Source organism: Exilibacterium tricleocarpae (assembly GCF_007004655.1).
Taxonomy (GTDB): Bacteria; Pseudomonadota; Gammaproteobacteria; order Pseudomonadales; family Cellvibrionaceae; genus Exilibacterium; species Exilibacterium tricleocarpae.
In genome coordinates, this window is the sequence record NZ_ML660100.1 from 106,715 (window position 1) to 126,520 (window position 19,806).

At 61.6% G+C, this 19,806-nt stretch carries 12 protein-coding genes; 3 read left to right on the plus strand and 9 right to left on the minus strand.

Translation table 11 applies throughout. The features are described from left to right. Window positions 1–16: 16 nt before the first annotated feature. The 8 genes from nuoI to ndhC form a co-directional block, all read right to left on the minus strand. Window positions 17–553, minus strand: a complete 537-nt coding sequence (gene nuoI / locus FKG94_RS20050; protein ID WP_218943587.1) for an NADH-quinone oxidoreductase subunit NuoI — start codon at window positions 551–553, stop codon at window positions 17–19. Between the two features lie 4 nt (window positions 554–557). After that, on the minus strand, window positions 558–1,532 hold the full coding sequence (gene nuoH, locus FKG94_RS20055; RefSeq protein WP_142928724.1) for an NADH-quinone oxidoreductase subunit NuoH: 975 nt from the start codon (window positions 1,530–1,532) through the stop codon (window positions 558–560). Then, window positions 1,529–4,456 carry an NADH-quinone oxidoreductase subunit NuoG gene (gene nuoG, locus FKG94_RS20060; RefSeq protein WP_142928725.1) on the minus strand — a complete coding sequence of 976 codons (2,928 nt, stop codon included), beginning with the start codon at window positions 4,454–4,456 and terminating at the stop codon, window positions 1,529–1,531. The genes nuoH and nuoG overlap by 4 nt, the downstream gene beginning before the upstream one ends. Next, on the minus strand, window positions 4,453–5,904 hold the full coding sequence (gene nuoF, locus FKG94_RS20065; RefSeq protein ID WP_142928726.1) for an NADH-quinone oxidoreductase subunit NuoF: 1,452 nt from the start codon (window positions 5,902–5,904) through the stop codon (window positions 4,453–4,455). The genes nuoG and nuoF overlap by 4 nt, the downstream gene beginning before the upstream one ends. After that, on the minus strand, window positions 5,901–6,410 hold the full coding sequence (gene nuoE / locus FKG94_RS20070) for an NADH-quinone oxidoreductase subunit NuoE (protein WP_142928727.1): 510 nt from the start codon (window positions 6,408–6,410) through the stop codon (window positions 5,901–5,903). Before nuoE ends, nuoF begins: the two co-directional genes overlap by 4 nt. Window positions 6,411–6,448: 38 nt before the next feature. Further along, window positions 6,449–8,209 (minus strand): NADH-quinone oxidoreductase subunit C/D, encoded by a 1,761-nt coding sequence (gene nuoC, locus FKG94_RS20075; RefSeq protein ID WP_142928728.1) that lies wholly within the window; start codon window positions 8,207–8,209, stop codon window positions 6,449–6,451. 365 nt (window positions 8,210–8,574) lie between these two features. Further along, window positions 8,575–9,291: a NuoB/complex I 20 kDa subunit family protein gene (locus FKG94_RS20080; RefSeq protein WP_142928729.1), complete on the minus strand. Its 717-nt coding sequence runs from the start codon at window positions 9,289–9,291 to the stop codon at window positions 8,575–8,577. Beyond that, window positions 9,291–9,782, minus strand: a complete 492-nt coding sequence (gene ndhC / locus FKG94_RS20085; protein ID WP_142928730.1) for an NADH-quinone oxidoreductase subunit A — start codon at window positions 9,780–9,782, stop codon at window positions 9,291–9,293. The genes FKG94_RS20080 and ndhC overlap by 1 nt, the downstream gene beginning before the upstream one ends. Window positions 9,783–10,559: 777 nt before the next feature. Here ndhC and murJ point away from each other — a divergent pair. Both murJ and FKG94_RS20095 read left to right on the plus strand, forming a co-directional pair. After that, entirely contained in the window at window positions 10,560–12,137 is a 1,578-nt protein-coding gene (gene murJ, locus FKG94_RS20090) for a murein biosynthesis integral membrane protein MurJ (RefSeq protein WP_281284267.1), read from the plus strand. A 96-nt stretch (window positions 12,138–12,233) separates the two neighbouring features. Next, the gene (locus FKG94_RS20095) at window positions 12,234–15,686 is read left to right on the plus strand and encodes a response regulator (protein WP_142928731.1); all 3,453 of its coding nucleotides are present in this window, start codon (window positions 12,234–12,236) and stop codon (window positions 15,684–15,686) included. Window positions 15,687–15,862: 176 nt separating this feature from the next. Here the strand turns inward: FKG94_RS20095 and ppc are convergent, their stop codons facing one another. Next, entirely contained in the window at window positions 15,863–18,520 is a 2,658-nt protein-coding gene (ppc, locus tag FKG94_RS20100) for a phosphoenolpyruvate carboxylase (protein WP_142928732.1), read from the minus strand. Window positions 18,521–18,805: 285 nt separating this feature from the next. Between ppc and ribF the strand changes: the two genes are divergently transcribed. After that, entirely contained in the window at window positions 18,806–19,759 is a 954-nt protein-coding gene (ribF, locus tag FKG94_RS20105) for a bifunctional riboflavin kinase/FAD synthetase (protein ID WP_142928733.1), read from the plus strand. Window positions 19,760–19,806 lie beyond the last annotated feature (47 nt).

The following is a 19,806-nucleotide window of genomic DNA, read 5'->3' on the forward strand; positions in this document are numbered from 1 at the left end:
ATTCCCCCAAAAGTTTTTATGGCATCAGGCTCTTAACGTCGATCGGTCGCTCTTCCCGGTAAGCTTCGCCTTTGTCTTTGCCGTGAACGGATTTACCTGCCAGGCGGTAAAAATTGTAGTCGTGGTATTTGCCGGGACCGCTGATCAGCAGGTCTTCTTTTTCATACACCATATTCTGGCGGTTGTATTCGCAGTATTCGAAGTCCGGGGTCAGTTGAATGGCGTAGGTCGGGCAGGCCTCCTCGCACAGACCGCAGACGATGCAGCGGGAAAAATTAATGCGAAACCATTCGGCGTACCAGCGACCGTCGTCGTCCTCGGCTTTCTGCAGCGCGATGCAGTCCACCGGGCAGGCGGCGGCGCACAGGTTGCAGGCCACACAGCGCTCTTCGCCATCGGGGTCGCGGGTCAACACGATGCGGGCGCGGTAGCGCGGCGGCGTGTAGGGTTTCTGTTCCGGGTACTCGACCGTGTCGGCGCGACTGAAGGTGTGCTGGATAACGGTCCAGAGGGTCACCAATTGGCTTTGCACGGCTTTCAGTGCTTCGAGCATGATGTCAACCCTCCTGCACCAGTACGACAGCACCGGTTACCATTAAATTGACCAGTGCCAGCGGCAACATGACTTTCCAGCCGAAGCTCATCAACTGGTCGTAGCGGGGGCGCGGAATGGCGGCGCGCAGCAAGACAAAAAAGCAGATAAAAACGAGAGTCTTGAGGCAAAACCACACCAGCGGCGGCAGCCAGGGGCCGAGCCAACCGCCGAAAAACAGGGTGGTGATAATGGCCGAAATCAGGATCACGCCCAGGTACTCGCCGATAAAGAACAGGCCGAACTTCATGCCGGAATACTCGGTGTGAAAGCCGGCCACTATTTCGTGTTCGGCCTCGGGCAGATCGAACGGCAGCCGGTGGCTCTCGGCAATACCGGCGATAAGAAACACCACAAAACCAAAAAACTGCGGCACGATGTACCAGCCGTTGGCGGCCTGTGCCTGCACGATCTCGCGCATATTGAAACTGCCGGCGAGGATGACCACGCCCATCAGCGCCAGGCCCATAAAGACTTCATAGCTGACGGTTTGCGCCGCCGCCCGCAGGCCGCCGATCAGTGCGTATTTGTTGTTGGAGGAGTAACCCGCCAGCATCACGCTGTAGGCGGCCAGCGAACTCATGGCCAAAAAAAACAGCAGGCCGATATTGAGATCACTGATGCCGATGCCCGGCGCGAAGGGCACCACGGCAAAGGCAAGCAGCATGGTAATCACCACGATGGTGGGCGCGAGGATAAACACGGCGCGGTCGGCGAACGGTGGAATCCAGTCCTCTTTGGTGAAAATCTTGATCATATCGGCGAGCACCTGGCCGATACCCAGGGGCCCGACCCGGTTGGGGCCGAGGCGGTCCTGCCAGATACCGAGCAGGCGCCGCTCCAGCCAGATCAGCACCGCCGCCAGACTCAGCAGCACCACCAGTAAAATGGCGATAACCAGGCCGTTGCCGATCAGGATGTCGAGCCAGGTATCATTCATGGCGCGGCTCCCCCGTTGGCGGCCAGGTCACTGGCAATCACCGCCCTATCGCCAGGTGACGGCGGCGGTTGCCAGTCGAATGCCTTGGTGACTGTTAAGGGGGTGGCCAGGGCCGCCGGCGTCAGACCACCGATGCCCATGGGCAGGCCGATAACACCGGCCGGCAGGGCCGCGGTGATGCGCACGCCCAGGCAAAACTCGAGGCCGGCGGCGCTGAAACTGATGCCGTCGCTGCTGCAAACCTGCAAGCGGGCGGCGTCATCCGGGTGCAGGGCGATATAGTCCCGGGGCCGGCGCGCCTGAATCGGTTCGGCCCGCTGGCTCAACTCTTCGCTGCCGAAGATATGGTAGAGGGGAACGGGTTGCAGCTTATCGCCGGCGGCCCGAAACGCGGGTGGTATCTCGGTAAACCAGGTTGCGGCAGCAGCGGCGGCCGGCTCATCGAGCAGCCGCACGCCGCTGGGGCCGCCCGCCAGTTCGCCGTTGACTTCCTGTTGAAACTTGTGGATCGACTGGTTCGAATTCCAGCCCGGTGCCCAGGTTGAGGGGCGCAGTGCCGGCGGCAGGTGGGTGGGATCGCCTTCCATGGTGAAACCCAGCGCTGACATCGGGTCCGGTGTCTGCTTCGGTTCGCTGACATTGATATGGGCGCGAATCGCGGTGCGGCCGCTGTAGCGGTGCGGCATACGCGGTACCTGTCGCCCCTGCGATCGCGCCTCGGCCGGCGGCGCGGCGGCGACAATCTGTGCCAACAGCGGCTGGCTGGCGGCGCAGGCTTTGGTGACCGCGTCGATTGTTACGTTACCGGCAGCCACTTTCCCGACAGCCACTTTCCCGACAGCCACTTTCCCGACAGTTGCTTTCTCGGTAGCCACTTGCTCGACAGCTACTGTCTCAGCAGATGCTCTATCGGCAGTCACTGCATCGATAGCTGCCCAGGCCCCGGGGTTGGCCGCGGTGAGCCACTGCCAGCCGGCGCGGACGTCGGCGACGCCGGGAAATACAGCGAAGAAACGCTGCGCGCGAGCCTCGCTGTTGACCAGCGTACCCTCGCTTTCGGCGAAGGTGGCGGCGGGCAGCACCCAGTCGGCTTTGGCCGCCGTTGCGGTCCATTGATGATCGATAACGATCAACTCGTCGAGTCGGTCGAGAGCGGCGTCCAGGCGCCGGCTGTCGCAGCGCCGGTACAGATCGTTTTCCAGCACCAGCAGGCGTTTGATCGCACCGTCTTCAACCCCTTCGAGCGTCTGCTCCAAAGTCGCACTGTCGGCGGCGAGCATTGCCGCGCCTAGGCTGTTGCACTCCGCCAGGCACTGGTGCAGCGGGCAGGGCGCATCGAGTTTGCGTGACAGGGACTTGGCGATATTAGCGGCAGCCTCTAATACGGCGGTCGACAAGAGCGCGGTGCCGGTAATCACCAGCGGGCGGTTGGCATGGTTCAGCAGCGCACACACCCGGTCTGCCAGTTCGGTTTCCGCCGCGGTCAGGTCGTTGGGGGCGGGTGCTTCTGAGTTGATACCGTGGGCGATGGCAAAACCGAGGCGGGCGATATCCGCCGGTGCCAGTTGCCGGTTGATGGCCGCGATAGCGTCGAGATCGGTATTGTCGACGGTGAGTTGTATCAGCGGGTTGCGCGACTGTTGCGCCAACTCCTGAACTGCGGCGTCCTGCCAGGCGGGAATCCCCGCCGCGGCGGCCAGATCCCGGGCCCGATTGCGCACCGCCTGACGCACTCGCAGCGCCAGTACCGGCGCGGTGTTAAGGATATCTTCACCGAGAATTAAAATGGCGTCGGCGGTCTCGATATCCGCCGGCGAGGGAATACCGATATCCGGCTGGCGGTAGTTGGTGACGGCAGTCTGCATAATCTGCTGTTCCGCCGCGCTAAAGCCGCCGCAAAAATGCTGCCGGGCGGCGGTGAGCAGGGCAAAATTATTTTCCAGCGACGTGCGCGGCGAACCGATAACGGCACTGTCGGATCGGGCCAGCAATTCAGCCAGCGCCCGGTGACCCGCGGCGGCCGTGGCCACCTGTGCCGCTTGGCCGGTGGTCTCCTCGCTGCCGCCCTGGCGGCGCATCACCTGGTGCAGGCGCTGGTCGCCGTTGACAAAGCCGTAACCAAAGCGCCCGCGATCGCAGAGAAAATAACCGTTCACGTCATTGTGATAGCGGTTGACGATACGCTTCAGGCGACCGTAACGCTCGCCGGGGCTGGTGTTGCAGCCTACGGCGCAGTGTTGGCAGATGGAGGGCGCACACTGTAGGTCCCACTTGCGGGTGTAGTCCTGGCTGAAGGTTTTGTCGGTAAATACTCCGGTGGGGCAGACCTCCACCAGGTTGCCGCTGAAGGGGTTCTCGAGCGTACCGTCGCAGTGGCGGCCGAAGTAGACGTGGTGGTGTGCACCCAGCATTTGCAGGTCGCTGCCGCCGGCGTAATCCTGGTAGTAGCGCACACACCGGTAGCAGGCGATACAGCGATTCATTTCGTGGTTGATAAAAGGCCCCAGATACTGATTGCGGTGGGTGCGTTTGGTCTGCTCGTAACGGCGAAACGTGTGCCCGCTCATTTCGGTCATATCCTGCAGGTGGCACTCGCCGCCCTCTTCGCACACGGGGCAGTCATGGGGGTGATTGGTCATCAACAGTTCGATAATGCCGGCGCGAAAGTCCCGCGCCTGGGGGTCCGCCACACTAATGCGGGCGCCTTCGCTGGCGGGCGTCATACAGGCCATGACGATGCGGCCGCGGCTATCGTTTTCGTCCTGGTACTGCTTGACCGCGCACTGGCGGCAGGCGCCCACCGAACCCAGGCAAGGGTGCCAGCAAAAGTACGGGAGATCGAGCCCGAGCGACAGGCAGGCGTGCAGCAGGTTGTTGCCCGCCGGCACTTCATACGCTTTGTCGTCTACGATAATTTTGGTCATGGCGCCTTCAACGGTGAGTTTGGTAAATGAGTCTTCAACGGTGAGTTTGGTAAATGAGTCTTCAACGGTGAGTTTGGTAAAGGAGCCTCCAACGGCGAGTCCGGTGGAGCGGTCTGTTCCGTCACGGACTTGCGCCGGGCAGCGGACTGCGCGAGCCGCTGCTCGAACTCGTCGGGGAAATATTTCAGCGCGCTTTCCAACGGCCCCATGGCGCCCGGCGCATGGGCGCAGAAGGTGTTGCCCATATTCAGCATCCAGGTGGCGCGCTTGAGCCAGTCGAGATCGGCGCGGCTGCCGCGGCCGTGTTCGAGGTTGTCCAGCGCTTTTTCCACCCAGGGCAAGCCGTCGCGGCAGGGCGTGCAGAAACCGCAGGACTCCTGGGAAAAGAAATGTTCCAGATTTTTCAGCGCGCCGATAAAGTCCACCTGATCGTCAATGACAATCATAGTGCCGGTACCGAGGCGGCTGCCGAGTTTGCCGATCTCGGTGTAGTCCATCGGGGTGTCCAGGTGTTCGGGCAATAACAGGGGTGTGGAGCCGCCCCCGGGTAGAAACGTTTTCAGTTGATAACCGTCGCACATACCCCCGGCGTGTTCCTCGATCAGTGTTCGCGCCGTGGTCCCCATCGGCAGTTCCCAGCAGCCGGGGTTGTTGACGCGACCGCTGACGCCGTAAAGTTTAGTGCCGGCGTCCCCGGTGAGGCTGAGCTGTTTGAACCAGTCGGCGCCGTGCTCGATGATCGGTGGCAGGTTGCACAGGGTTTCGACATTGTTGACGATGGTGGGCTTGCCCCACAGGCCGCTGACCTGGGGAAAGGGCGGTTTTGCCCGCGGCGTTGCGCGCTTGCCTTCCAGCGAGTTGAGCAGCGCGGTTTCCTCGCCGCAGATATAGCGCCCGGCGCTGGTGTGCACGTGGAGTTCGAAGCTCCAGTCGCCGCCGAGAATATGTTTGCCCAGGTAGCCTTTCTTGCGGCACTCGGCGATGGCGGCGTTGAGCAGTTGCGCCGCCTCCACATACTCGCCGCGGATAAAGATATAGCCGATATCGGCCTGCAGGATATAGCCGCCGACCAGCATACCCTCCACCAGCAGGTGCGGGCAGCCTTCCATCAACAGGCGGTCCTTGAAGGTGCCGGGTTCCATTTCGTCGGCATTGGCGACGATATACTTCGGGCGCGGTGCTTTGTCCCCGTCTTTATCCCCCTTTTTGTCCTTATCCCCCTTGTTGTCCTTATCCATAGGGACGAAACTCCACTTCATGCCGGTGGGAAAACCGGCGCCGCCGCGACCGCGCAACCCCGAATCCTTGAGCAGTTGCAGGCCCTCGGCAGGCGTCATACCGGTAATGACTTTCCTGGCGCCGCTGTAACCGCCGGCATCTTCATACTGCGCCAGGTCGTAGGGCGGGCGCGACAAATCGATATGCCGGGTCAGCGGTCTGGTGATCATGAGTTTTGCTCCGCCGCTGTATCGGCCAGCAGCGCGTCGATGCCCGCCGCTGACAGGTGCGTGTACAATTGCATATTTTTCAGCAGCACCGGTGCCCGGTCACAGGCGCCCTGGCAGGTGACCGGCAGCAGCGTAAATTTGTTGTCGGGGCTGGTCTCGCCGTAGTCGATGCCCAGTCGTTCCTGAATACGGGCTTTCACCTGCTCGCAGCCGAGCATCCAGCAACTGATACCGTCGCACAGCATCAGCATATTTTCCCCCACCGGGCGGCGGAAAATCAGGCTGTAAAACGTTGCCACACCGTCGAGTTGTTCCGCCGACATCTCCAGCAGTTTGGCCACCGCCCGCAGCGACTCGTCGGAGACCCAGCCGCGATATTTCTGCACCACCTTCAGCGCTTCGATGGAGGCGGCCTGGGGGTACTCGTAGTGAGAGACTTCGGCGCGAATCTCGGCAATTTCCGCTTCGCTGAGACTGCTTATCAGTGTCGGTTGCGCGTCTGTCATCGAATAACCTCACTTGGTTTGTCGGTTGTTACCCGGTGCTATCTGTCCACATCCGCCATCACGAAGTCGATACTGGCGATAATCGCGATCAAATCGGCGATAAACAGATCGCGGCTGATCAGCGGAATCATTTGCAAGTGCGGGAAGCTCGGGGTGCGAATCCGGGTCCGGTAACTGCTGGTGCCGCCATCGGACACCAGGTAATAGCTGTTGATTCCCTTGGTGGCTTCAATGCCCACGCAGGCCTCACCGGCGGGGATGACCGGTCCCCAGGTGGTGTTGACGAAGTGTTGGATCAGCGTTTCGATATCGCGCAGGGTGCGCTCTTTCGGCGGCGGCGTGGTGAGCGGATGAAACGCTTTGTAAGGGCCCGCCGGCATATTCTCGAGACACTGCTCGATAATGCGCAGGCTCTGGCGGATTTCCTCGGCGCGCACCGCCGCCCGGTCGTAGCTGTCGCCGCTGGCGCCGACTGGAATTTCAAACTCGAACTGGTCGTAGCCGCTGTAGGGGCGCTGTTTGCGGTAGTCCCACGCGTAGCCGGTTGCGCGCAGGCCGGCGCCGGTGACACCCCAGTCCAGGGCCTCGGCGGTGGAGTAGTCGCCGATGGCCCGGGTGCGCTGTTTGACGATGCTGTTGTCCATCACCATTTTCTGGTAGTGGTCGAGGCGTTTGGGCATCCAGGCGAGCAGTTCGCGGATGGCGATGTCCCAGCCCTTAGGCAGGTCCTGAGCCACGCCGCCGATGCGAAACCAGCCGCTGTGCATGCGCCCGCCGGTGATCGATGAGATGATATCGAACACTTTTTCGCGGTCGATAAACATGTAAAAGACGGGTGAGAGCTGGCCCACATCCTGGGCGAAGGTGCCGTAGAACACCAGGTGGCTGGCGACCCGGTAGAGTTCGCTCAACAGGACTCGAATCACTTGCGCCCGCGGCGGCACCTCAATGCCGGCAAGCTTTTCCACTGTCATTACATAGGGCAGGTTGTTCATACAGCCGCCCAGGTAGTCGACGCGGTCGGTATAGGGGATAAATGTGTGCCAGCTCTGGCGTTCCCCCATTTTTTCGGCGCCGCGGTGGTGATAGCCGATATCCGGCACGGCATCGACGATCTGTTCGCCGTCCAGTTGCAGGGCGATACGAAACACGCCGTGCACACTCGGGTGATTGGGGCCGAGGTTGAGAAACATAAAATCGCTGGTGTCGCGGGTGCGCCGCATACCCCAGGCCTCGGGATCGAAACGCAGCGCCTCCTGCTCGCGCTCCAGCTTTTCCTCCGGCAGGCTGAACGGTTCCATCTCGGTGGCTCGCGCCGGGTGATCCTTGCGCAGCGGATGGCCCTCCCAGGTGGGCGGTGTCAGGATACGGGCGAGAAAGGGATGGCCCGTGAATTCGATGCCGAACATATCCCAGACTTCGCGTTCGTACCAGTTGGCGTTGGGCCAGATATCGCAACAGCTCGGCAGTGTCGCATCGTCGATTGGCAGCGCCACTTTCAGGCGCAGGTCGCGGTTGCGGGAGAAGGACATCAGGTGGTAGACGGCTGTGAAGTCCGCCGGCGGCTGTCCGGCCCGGTGCTGGCGCAGGCGCTCGTCGATGGCGGTGAGGTCCAACAGCATCTCATAGCCCTGGCGTTTGGCGTCGGCCAGGGCGCGGTGGATATGGTCGCGCCCGATCCAGGCCGTGCTGATGCCGTCGGCGGTGTCCTGGGTGCTGACGCCGTCGTCGCCAAAGAGTCCGGTGAACAGCGCTGCCGGTGAGTCAGCGTTTGTTTGTTGCTGTTCGGCCAAGGCCATGATTTTTCCTTTGTTCTAAACTTGCTCCAGCCTGAGTAGCTCTTGCATTGGGTGCCTACTTTCGCCTAACGCGCCTAATTCTGGTGGCGCTTTAGCAACGATGTGCCAACTGACCCGGTCTGCCTCGGGATAGGGCTTTCAGAAACACGCCGTTAACCCCTCCCTGGGGACTCTCTTCGGCATCCGTGCCTCAGAAGGTTTCTGAAAGCCCTATCCCGAGGCAGACCTACCCCCGAAATTTTTAATCGAGATCGCTTAACCTAGTGTGACGGTCCATAGACTATGCAAATCCCCTCGATTACCACCAAATTTAGACGCCTGAAGCGACAGCAGGTGTTCGAAGCGAGCGCCAGTCTGGTCCGGCCTCAAACTTGATCCGGCGGCCGCAGTGTGGTCACCTGCCGGCGCTGTTCACGCAGTTCGTCGCGAAAACAACGGGCGCCGTCCTTGTCCATATGCGCCTGGTAAACACCCTGGTCGCCCACCAGCCACGACAGCGGTCGCCGCTCTTTGCCGATGGCCTCCTGCAGCAGTGTCAAACCCTGCAACAGGGCCTCCGGGCGCGGCGGGCAGCCGGGCACGTAGACGTCTACCGGTAAAAATTTGTCCACCCCCTGCACCACGGAATAAATGTCGTACATGCCGCCGGAGTTGGCGCAGGAGCCCATGGAGATAATCCAGCGCGGCTCCAGTAACTGGTCGTAGAGGCGTTTGACCACCGGCGCCATCTTGCGAAACACGGTGCCGGAGATCACCATCAGATCGGCCTGGCGCGGCGTTGCGCGGATGACCTCGGCACCAAAACGGGCGATATCGTGGCGACTGGTAAACGCGGTGGCCATCTCCACATAGCAACACGACAGGCCGAAGTTAAACGGCCACAGGGAGTTTTTGCGACCCCAGTTGATCATGTCGTCGAGGCGGGCGAATAACATGTTGCGCTTTAGCGCTTCGTCAAAGCTCTGGTCCGCGATCTTGCCCTCGGCATTGGGGCCGCTGGCATTGCCGCCGGCGAGCGGGGCGCCGCCGGGAAGCTGCTGGGCGGGAATTAAATCTTCCGGTTTGGTGAGACTCCAGCGCATTATTGCCGCTCCTGTGTCGATGCCGGCGGTTCGGGTGCAAGGCCGGGGGTGGGCGAGCCGGGTGCCGCTAAGTCGTCTGCAAGGTCGGCCGCACGCCGCTCGCGGCCGCTCAGGCGGCGGCTGTCGCGGCGCCAGTCGAGAGCGCCGAGCTTCCACAGATAGGCGAGACCGGTCAGCAGTATCACGATAAAGATCACCGCCTCGATAAAGCCGGCCATACCCGACTCGCGAAAGCCGATCACCCAGGCGAATAAAAATACCGCCTCCAGGTCGAAGATCACGAAAAAGATCGCCACCAGAAAAAACGGCGCGGAAAAACGCAGTTGCGCATCGCCGACGGATACCACGCCGGATTCGAATGGCTCGCCGGTGGCTTTGTCGCGGCGGCGCTGCCCGAGCAGGTGAGACAGCAGCAGGATCAAGGCTACCAGACCGATAACGGCCAGAAAGTACAGCAGCAAACCCGCCAGGTTTTCAGTATCCCCAGACATAACGCAGTCCCCTGGTTGACAGATGCGGTTAGTGGACTAGGTCACGGTGCTGGTTGCGGCGGGGCGGGGGCCGGTTGGCCCGCTGGTTATGCCCGGGGCCGGGTGGTTTGAGCAACAGTCGCCTGCGCGTCGATCGCCACCCGGCGGGGCCGGTCCCGGTCAGAAGACCAGGTGGAATCGTCTCGCAACATGTCGGTACATCATTCGTCGGACTACTACTCAGATTACTGCTCGGACTACATCTCAGGCTAAAGCTCGAACTACCTCTCGGACTACATCGACCCGGCATATGACTGTCTCCGTTTGGTTACGGAGGTCGTTGCCTTACTGCTGCCCTATTTCGATGTTCCTCTCTATCGCGTCATCGCGTCATCGTCTATCGCGTTACTGCAGCCGCGAGAGGGGTAACCGGAACATCCGGGTAAAGACGTCGGCCTTCGGTTTTGGGTGATCCATCGTATGGATGATTGAACCACTGAACCTCTGTTTTTTTGTATTAAGATGTCAGGCTATAAGCGAGTGACCCTTAATGACTTATTAGTATAGCTGTTTTTGTTAGACATGGTTGGCGGATAGGGTCGGCGCAAGTAAAGGAGAGATGCAGGCGTTTCTGTTTATATAGATTAGAAATATTAAGGTGCCTGCCACCAGCCGCTACAACCATCGGTAAAAGTACCGCGCTTTTTTCATCGGTGCAAGCGTGGCGCTGGTCCCGGCACTCGAGTACACTGCCGGCTGCCGCCAAGCGCCAAGTATAAAGGTAAGGAAAACAAAATCTTGTCTGATGTTCCTAAGCCAGAATCTGCACCGCCGCAGTTGTTGAAGTCCAGTGCGGTCGTGGGCTCGATGACGATGCTGTCGCGGGTGTTGGGCCTCGCGCGCGATATCGTGTTTGCCCGCTTTGTCGGCTCCGAGGCCGGCGCCGACGCGTTCTTTGTCGCCTTTAAGATTCCCAACTTTCTGCGCCGACTGTTTGCGGAGGGCGCTTTTGCCCAGGCGTTTGTGCCGGTGCTGTCGGAATACCGCCAGCGCGGCAACCGCGCTGCGGTCAGGGCGTTGCTGGATCGGGTGGCCGGTTGTCTGGGGCTGACCCTGGTGGGGGTAACGGCACTGGCGGTGCTCGGCGCGCCCGTTCTGACCATGGTCTTTGCCCCGGGTTTTATGGGGCAGGAGGCGAAATTTGCCCTCGCCAGCGAGATGATCCGCATCACCTTCCCCTACCTGCTGTTGATTTCGCTTACCGGCTTTGCCGGCGCTGTGCTCAACAGTTACGACCGTTTTGCGGTGCCGGCGTTTACGCCGGTGTTGTTGAATATTGCGATGATCTGCGCGGCGGTGCTGCTGTCGCCGTATTTCGATCCGCCGGTGTTGGCGCTGGCCTGGGGTGTCTTGACCGCAGGTGTGGTGCAGTTTTTATTTCAATTGCCGTTTCTGCTGCGGCTCGGATTAATGCCCCACCCCAAGGTCGACTGGGGTGATCCGGGGGTACGCAGAATTCTGGCGCTGATGGCACCGGCCATCTTCGGCGTTTCCGTCAGCCAGATCAACCTGCTGCTGGATACGGTTATCGCCTCGTTTTTGCCCACCGGCAGTGTCTCCTGGCTCTATTATTCGGATCGGCTGGCCGAGCTGCCGCTGGGGGTGTTCGGCATCGCCGTGGCGACGGTCATTCTGCCGAGTCTGTCCCGGCATCACGCCGGCGCCGGCGCACAACAGTTTTCCGCCACCCTGGACTGGGCCCTGCGCGTTATTTTGCTGGTTGCGGTGCCGGCGGCACTGGCGCTGATACTGTTGGCCGAACCTATCCTCTACACGCTGTTTCAGTACGGCAAGACCACCGCCCGCGATGTCGCCATGGCGGGTCTCAGCCTGCGCGCCTATGCTCTGGGGCTGGTGGCGTTTATGCTGATCAAGGTTTTGGCACCGGGTTACTTTGCCCGTCAGGATATGAAAACCCCGGTAAAAATCGGCATCGTCGCCATGGTAGCCAATATGGGGCTGAATGTGGCGCTGGTGCTGCCGTTGTATTTCTATTTCAATATCGGTCATGTGGGGCTGGCCCTGGCGACAGCGCTGGCGGCCTATCTCAATGCCGGTTTGCTGTTGCGGGGCTTGTGGCGGCGGGTGTATCAACCCGGGCCGGGTTGGGGCCGGCTGGCGTGGCAGTTCGGCGCCGCCAATGCGGCCATGGCGGCAATGCTGGTGCTGCTGTTACAGCAAGCCGATGGCTGGGATGTTTGGGGCTGGCAGACCAGAGTTGGGTATCTGGCTGGGCTGTGTGTTGCGGGTTTCCTGACCTACACGGTGGCGTTGGCGGTTACAGGTGTCAGGGCAAACGACTTTCGCAAGCGCTAGACGACTCCCGGCATTGCCATCCCGGCGGATTGAACTAGTATTGTGCTAACACCCGAGAATGAATAAAGCGTCCGGCGACACCCCCGGCGAACTTCAATGATTAGCGTAAGCAGCTCTGATACTCGCCTTAACAGCACAACCTCACATATTGTCTTCGCCGTTATTGTGGTGCTGATTTGCAGCCTGCCCACCGGCCTCAATCTCCTCGGTTTCGATTTCGGTGCGCAGACGGCTGCGGCCGTACCCGCGGCGCAACTCGATGGTTTCCTGCAGGTCTTGGCCGGTGCCATGTACCACGCGCTGCTGGAATGGAGTGCCGTCACCATGGCGGTGCTGACGGCGCTGGCTACCTGCCTGCACTATGTCGTGCGGCGTGATATCACCGTGCCGGTTATCGGCATGGCGCTGCTGAGCGCGGGTTTGGTTGATGCTTATCACACGCTGACGACGGCCCGCCTTATCGACGCGCAGATCGATGGCGGCGACATCAGTATTGTGCCCTTTACCTGGGTGATATCGCGCAGTTTTCACGCCGGTATTATGGTCCTCGGTGTTAGCGTCTGTTACTGGATAACGCGCAGTGGCGTCCGGCATTCGCACCCCGGTCGCTTGCACATTCACGGTACTGTGAAGCTGATGGTGATCGGCCTGTTCTTTCTGGTTATTGCCGGTGTGGTTGTCTACCTTGGCGCAGAGAGTGATGTGCTGCCGCGAACCGTGGCGGAGCACACGCTGCTCAGCCGACCACTGGGTGTGGCGCCGCTGGTGTTGTTTGCCGTGGGAGCCTGCCTGTTTTGGCTCTGGTATAAACAGGACCCGACGCTCGCCAGGTTAGCACTGGTGCTGAGTGTACTGCCGGGCATGATTGCCCAATTACATATAGCCTTGGGTTCGCGGGCACTGTTTGACAATCACTTCGCGATAGCCGATTTTCTCGACAACGTATTTTATGGCACAGTGTTTGTCGGCATTTTGACTGACCTGGTGAGTCAGATTGAGGAAAAGTCCCGCCAGCAGATGGATGCGGCGCGCCAGGCCGAAGAGACCTCGGCACGTATTCAGGCCATTCTTAACTCCGCCGCCGAGGCCATCATTACGCTCGATGCCAGGGGCAAAATCCTGTCTTTCAACAAGAGCGCGGTGCGAATCTTCGGCTATAGCGAGGCACAGGTGCGGGGACGCTCGGTAGACCGGTTGCTGCCGGCCAGGTACCGGGAAAAATACGGCGATACCCTGAGCGGTTATATTCGCGCGGGGCGCATCGTAACCGGGCGGGAACTGGAGTTATACGGCGTGCGTGAAAACGGTGACGAAGTGCCGGTGACGCTGTCGGTGTCGGAGGTTGTAGTACCTGGCGGGCGCATATATACCGGTTTTATCCGCGATATCAGCCAGCAAAAGCAGCTCGAAAAAGAGCGCGAAGCGGCACTCGAACAGGCCCAGGCATCGGCCAGAATGAAATCGGAATTCTTAGCCAGTATGAGCCATGAAATCCGCACGCCCATGAATGGAGTGCTCGGCATGTTGAGTCTCCTGCTGCGCGGCGAGCTGTCTGAAAAGCAGGGCCAGTACGCGCGCCTGGCCCGCGCCAGCGCCGAGTCGCTGTTGAGTCTGCTCAATGACATTCTCGACTTTTCCAAAGTCGAAGCGGGCAAACTGGCGCTGGAGATTCTCGAATTTGACCTGCGCAGTCACCTGGAGGCGTGTACCGAGGCCATGGCGCTGCGCACCCAGGCAAAAAAACTGGAGTTGGTGTTGGACGTCACGCAACTGCAGCAGACCATGGTCAGAGGTGATCCCAGTCGCTTGCGGCAGATTTTGACCAACCTGATAGACAACGCCATAAAGTTTACCGAAACCGGTGAAATTGTGGTGCGGGCGACGCTTGAAGATGTCCCGGTAGCGGGAGTTGCGGCAAAAAAAGTGCCCGCGAATGCTGCGGCAGAAAGTCTGCGACTGCGCTGTGCCGTAACCGACACCGGGATCGGTATTCCCCCGGATAAAATGAACAGTCTGTTTGACGCCTTTACGCAAGTGGACGCATCGACCACGCGCCAGTTCGGCGGCAGCGGGCTGGGGCTGGCGATTGTCCACCAATTGTGCGGGCTGATGGGCGGTGACATTCACGTGGCCAGTGAGGTTGGCGGCGGCAGTCGCTTCGAGTTCAGTGTGCTGTTGCAATCGGGCGAGAAAGCGGGGGAAGTGCTGCCGCAGCTCGATATGCGCGGTGCGCGGATTTTGATTGTCGACGACAATGGCGCCAGTCGCGAAGTCCTGCGGCGGCAGTTGAGCCTGTGGGGCGCACAAGTGACCGAGGCGAAGGACGGTTTCGCAGCACTGGGGCAGCTTGAGCAGCAGGTGGCCGCGCCGTTCACTGCGGCTATCGTGGATATGCAGATGCCCGCTATGGACGGCGCGACCCTGGGCGGCAGGATTCGGGCAGATAAACGCTTTGCCGCCTTGCCGCTGATTGGCACGACGGCCGTCGGTGAACAGGGCGATGCCGATGTTTTTGCCGGCCTCGGGTTTGCGGGCTGTATTCCCAAGCCCGTCTCTACCTCGGACTTGCTTGATGCCCTGCACACGGTGCTTGGGAGCAGCCAAACAGTGCGGGTCGCCGATCCGCTGGCGACCCGCCGCCGGCGCAAACCCTGGCGGCGGGCGCAGAGACAGACGGCGCGTATTCTGCTGGTGGAAGACAATGCGATTAACCAGGAGGTGGCGCTGGGTATATTGGACGAAATGGGTTTCAGCGCCGATGTGGCGGGCAATGGTCTGGAGGCGGTGGCGGCGCTGATCGGCGCGCCGTCGGGCGCGCCTTTCCAGTTGATTTTGATGGATTGTCAGATGCCGGAGATGGACGGCTATGCGGCGACGCGCCACATACGCGCGGGCGGTTGCGGCGCCCACAATCGCGATATCACCATTATCGCCATGACCGCAAACGCGATGAAAGGCGATAAAGACAAGTGCCTGGCGGCGGGGATGAATGACTACTTGGCCAAGCCCATCGATGCCGATGCATTACAGGCGTGCCTGCAGCGCTGGCTCGCGGCCCTGGCTGCGGTGGTGCCGCCCGCTGCTACGACAGTGCCCGGTGGTGACAGTCAGCCCGTCTCTTCCCCGGACTTTTCTCCTGACTCTTCCCCTGACACTGCCCCCCTTTGGGACCGGGCCGCCGCGCTGCAGCGCGTCAGGGGTAAGGAAAGCCGGCTGTTGTACCTGATCGGTTCGTTTCTGAGCGAAATGCCGAAGTCTGTGGCGCGCCTGCAGCAGGCGATCGACTGGGGTCACCGCGACGAGATTGCCGCTATCGCCCATGTTATCAACGGTGTTGCCGGCAACCTGAGTGGCCTGCAGGTCAAGGCTGTGGCCGAGCAGATAGAAGCGGCGGCGCGGGCGGCGGATCTGGTCGCCGTCGGGCGGCTGTGGCCGGAGTTTACGGAACAGTTTCAGTTATTGGAGGCGCGCCTCGAACAGGAAGTGCGACAGGTACCGGGCTCCAGGCGCGGTGCAGGTCCGGCCGGGGCGCAGCTCGGCCCCGATTGAGGCTTTTTTCAGTGCAAGCTTTTTCCGCACGAATGCGCCCCAAACTCTCCGAGCGAAGCCCGGCAAGGGCCAGATCAGTCGGTTCAGGTTTTTTCGGCAAACGGCCAACAGCGGATATCATCGGTAGACTGCCACGCGAGCGGCAGACGCCGGCCCGGTCAATCGATGGCGGCAGTCTACCCGGTATTGCGCAACCCCGCTGCGATACCCGCAATCGACACCATCAGCGCCTGCTCGAGAATCGGCGCCTCGCCGTCTTCGAGCTTGCGCAGCCGTCGCATCAGTTCCACCTGGGTGATATGCAGGGGATCGACATAAGGGTTGCGCACATCGATGGAGCGCCGCAGCACTGGAATGTTATGGAGTAATTCCTGGCCGGTAATGGCCTTGAGGGTGTCGATGGCCTGGCGCATACCGGCGCGCAGCTCGGTGCCGAGGTTTTCCAGATCGGCATCCTCGAGCAGGCGCTGTTCATAGTAGGTGGCGACATTCTCATCTGACTTGGCCAGTACCATCTCCTGCATACCCAACAGCATGCCGAAAAAGGCCCAATGCTCCGCCATATCCTGAATCAACGCCAGATTGCCCCGCTCCAGCTGTTGTGCCAGTGCTTTGCCGGTGCCGAGCCAGGCCGGCAGCATCATGCGCATTTGGGTCCAGGCGAAGACCCAGGGAATGGCCCGCAGGCTCTCCACGCCGCCGCTGGGCCGGCGTTTGGCGGGCCGGCTGCCGAGCGACAGGCGCTGCAATTCCAGCTCCGGTGTGACCGAGCGAAAGTAGGCGACAAAGCGCGGTTCGCGGTGCACGATGCGGCGGTATTCCGTCACCGACTCCTCGGCCAGGGTCTGTATTACCTGGCGCCACTCGGGCTTTGGCGGCGGTGGCGGCAACAGCGTCGCCTCCAGTGTGGCGCTGGCGTAGAGTTCCAGATTGCGCAGGGCAATGCCCAGCACACCGAACTTGAATTGGATGACTTCGCCCTGCTCGGTTACCCGCACCGCGCCCTTGATAGTGCCCGGCGGCTGTGACAGCAGGGCGGCGTGAGTGGGGCCGCCGCCGCCGCGGCTGGCGGAACCGCCGCGGCCGTGGAACAGCGTGAGGTGAATGCCGTGACCTTCGCAAACCCGGTTAAGTGCCTCCTGGGCCCGGTACTGCCCCCAGGAGGCGGCGAAAAAGCCGGCGTCCTTGGCCGAGTCGGAGTAGCCGATCATCACCTCCTGGCGCCCGCTGATATCGTCTTTATACCAATCCACCGACAGCAACCGGTCGATGGTGTCGGCGGCGCCATTGAGATCGTCGAGGGTTTCAAATAGCGGGGCGATGCGCTGCGGGTGGCGACAGCCCGCCTCCTGTTGCAGCAGGCGCACCGCCAGCACGTCGGAGGGATGGGTGGCCATAGAGATAATATAAGCACCCAGTGCCGAGGCCGGCTGGTCGGCCAGGGCCTTGAAGGTATCGAGGGTCTCGCGGGTGTCGTCGGAGGCCGGCAGATCGACAGGAATCAGCGGCCGGCGGCTGGCCAGTTCGCGCAGCAGGAAGGCCTGTTTCTCCTCTTCGTTCCAGTCCAGGTAGGTGCCGAGGCCCAGGTATTCAGTGACCTCGTTGATGGCGCGGGCATGGCGGCTCGACTCCTGGCGGATATCGAGCTGCACCAGAGTCAGGCCAAAACAGGCGATACGGCGGATGATATCGGTAAGGGCGCCGGCGGCGATAAAGGCCATGCCGCAGTCGACCAGTGACTGATAGGCCAGCCGCAGCGGCTCCAGCAACTCGGCGTCGTCCAGGTAGATGGGCTTGCCGGCGGCCGTATCGGCAGCGGCGCCCTTCAGGCGCGCCTCCGCCCAGGCACGGGTGTTGGCCAGACGCTCCCTGACTTCGCGCAGCAACTGCCGGTAGGGCTCCGGGTGGTCGCCGACCCGCTGGCGCAGGGCGGCGTTGCACTCGCTGAACGACAGGTCCTCGCGCAGTTCGTGAATATCTCGCAACAGTAAATCCGCCGCCTCCCAGCGCGCCAGCAACAGCACTTCGCGGGTGACGGCGGCGGTGACATTGGGGTTGCCGTCGCGGTCGCCGCCCATCCAGGAGGCGATGCGGATCGGCGCCGCATCCAGCGGCAGCGGCCGACCCGTGTGCACCTGCAACTGCTGATCGAGGTGGCGGCAGAACTGCGGCAGTGCCTTCCACAGGGTTTGCTCGATGGTGGCAAAGCCCCATTTGGCCTCGTCCACCGGGGTGGGTTTGTGGCGGCGTATTTCATCGGTGCGCCAGCTGGCGACAATGCGCCGGCGCAGTTGGTTCAGCAGGGTCTGGCGCTCGTCGGGGGTCAGGTCCGGGCGATCCAGGGACTCGAGCAGGTTATTGATATCCTTGTGCTTGCGCAGCAGGGTGCGGCGGGTCACCTCGGTGGGGTGGGCGGTCAATACCAGTTCCACGCGCATCTCCAGCACGGTTTTGTGGATTTGCTCAGGGGCGATGCCCGCCTGCGCCAGCCGCGGGATCAACTCCGCCAGGGTGCCGGCCTCGGGCGGCGCCTCGCTGTTCATCGAGTAGGCGCGCCGGCGCCGCACGCGGTGGTGTTGCTCGGCGATATTGGCATAGTTGAGGAACTGGGCGAAGGCCCTGGCCACCGGTACCAACTCGGTGTCGGTGAGGCCGCTCATGATTTCCAGCAGCGGTTGCCAGTCGCCGCTCTGGCGCGCAGACTTGGCCAGCGAGCGGATGGTTTCCACCTTATCGTAAATCTCCTCGCCCACCTGATCCCTGATGGTGTCCCCGAGAATTTCGCCCAGGCGTCGCACATCGTCCCGCAAAGGGGCGTGAATATCGCTTGTCATTGCTGCACTCCGAGTGTCTGTAACGGCTGAAGGCCTGGGATTTTACCTTAAATTTCAGTCTGTTCCGTTATTTTTGCCGGGTTTTTAGGTAGGCTTGCCGGGTTTAGCTGGGGTATACTGCCGCCTTTGTTTGTCCGACGCCGTCGGCCCGGGTTTTGACTTGGGTTTTGGCTTGGGTTCAGTCTCGGGTTCAGTCCCAGAGGCGAACCTGCGGTCAAACCTCTGTGCCAGTGTCGAGGACTGCAGCGTGCGGGGCCCCCTGGTTCCGTATTGGATAAGACAGTGATGCCACCCCAGCGAGAGATTATTCGCGGCTTGCACAACCTGCGGCCGCACCACGGAGGCTGCGTTGCCACAATCGGCTCCTTCGACGGCGTTCACCGCGGCCACCAGGTGATTATCGGGCAGGTGACCGACAAGGCGCGGGAGCTGGGCAAACCCTCGGTAGCGGTGGTGTTCGAGCCGCAGCCGACCGAGTATTTTATGCAATCACAGGCGCCGGCGCGGCTGATGCGGTTCCGGGAAAAAGCCGAGGCCCTGTTTGACGCCGGGGTGGAGCGGGTGCTGTGCCTGTATTTCAACGATGCGCTGCGGTTGCTGAGCGGGGCGGAATTTGTCCGTCAAGTGGTCATAGAGCGGCTGCGGCCCGACTATATGGTAGTGGGTGACGATTTCCAGTTTGGCCGCGATCGCACCGGCGGCATCGGGCTGTTGCGCGAGGCCGGTGCCGCACACGGCTTTACCGTGGCGGACACCCACACGTTTGCCATTGACGGCGAGCGGGTCAGCAGCACGCGGATTCGCAAGCTGCTGGCCGCCGGCGACTTTAGGGGCGCCGCGCGCCTGCTCGGCAAACCTTACCGGTTGACCGGGCGGGTGATCCACGGTCGGCAGTTGGGGCGGCAATTGGGCGTGCCGACGGCGAATGTGTTGCTGCACCGCCACCGCTCGCCGCTGCAGGGCGTGTACGCGGTAGAGGTCGCCGTTGCCGGTGATACTGCCGTTCGCTATCGGGGTGTGGCCAACGTGGGTGTGCGGCCGACGGTGGCACACGGCAGTCGCCCGGTGCTGGAGACGCACCTGTTTGATTTTGGCGGCGATTTATACGGCCGGCGGCTCCTTGTGACCTTCAGGCAGAAGCTGCGCGAGGAGCAGCGTTTTGCGTCGGTGGACCTGCTCAAGGACCAGATACACCGCGATATCGAAACGGCCAGAACACTGTTTGAAGCCGGGCTTTAACCGCCGCTTGCGCCGCGGCGGGAGTGACGGATTTAGCGAGCCAACTG